The 719-nt window shown below is 45.8% G+C and carries 1 protein-coding gene; it reads left to right on the plus strand.

What is annotated here, in order from left to right; genetic code table 11:
• Positions 1–399: 399 nt before the first annotated feature.
• Positions 400–618 carry a hypothetical protein gene (locus WMO20_RS14420; protein WP_080545308.1) on the plus strand — a complete coding sequence of 73 codons (219 nt, stop codon included), beginning with the start codon at positions 400–402 and terminating at the stop codon, positions 616–618.
• The last annotated feature ends 101 nt before the right edge of the window (positions 619–719 follow it).

Consider the following 719-nt stretch of genomic DNA (forward strand, 5'->3'; position numbering starts at 1 on the left):
GTGTAACACACTAGACTTTGTACCAAAGTCGTGTGCCAAGGGTGCTGCGCCCCTTTGGAATCCCTGCTTACATCGCCTGTGGGCGATGTAGATTCGCCGCACAGAAAGCTCTCACAAAAGGCACACCCGGCTGTCTGCGGCGAGGAGAAGGCACTTCTGCGGAAGTGTAATAACCCACTATGACACTTTCATCCCTGTGGTCTGCAAAGTGTAGTGGGCTCTCCGAGGGGGAACGGCTGTATAGAGTGCGTTTCGGGCAAATCGCCGCATACGTGTATACGGAAGATGGGTACGCACGTACGCAGTAAATCGGCCAAGTTCTCCCATGTAGAGGGTGTAATTTCGATAAAGAACGTGGTATAATTGACTCAACAAATCGATTTGTGGAGGCGATTATTTATGAAAAAAGAAACCAAGAAATCTATCTTATTCTATGCAGCTTCTGCTCTGTTATATATGGCTTCACTTATTAGCTTCATAAGTGGAAATGATAATTCTATGGCTGTTGTATGGTTGTGTCTTGGTTCATCATTTCTTTGCCTTGGCTCGACGCATCTTTGTTTAGGTTTGTCTCGTAAGAAAAAGGGAAACGACAAAACCGATGCAAGCAATAAATAAATTCCTAGTATATCGCACTCACTCCTAAGCAGGGTTTGGGGCAGGCACGCCCCAACAAGAAACAGTCCCAAAGGGGACAGGAAATTTTCGAGTATTGAAAA

Source organism: Faecalibacterium intestinale (assembly GCF_040096575.1).
In the GTDB taxonomy this organism is placed as follows: Bacteria; Bacillota; Clostridia; order Oscillospirales; family Ruminococcaceae; genus Faecalibacterium; species Faecalibacterium intestinale.

Bases quoted from the DNA above. Each gene is read 5' to 3' on its own strand.
- WMO20_RS14420 (WP_080545308.1), top strand. From the start codon at position 400: ATGAAAAAAGAAACCAAGAAATCTATCTTATTCTATGCAGCTTCTGCT.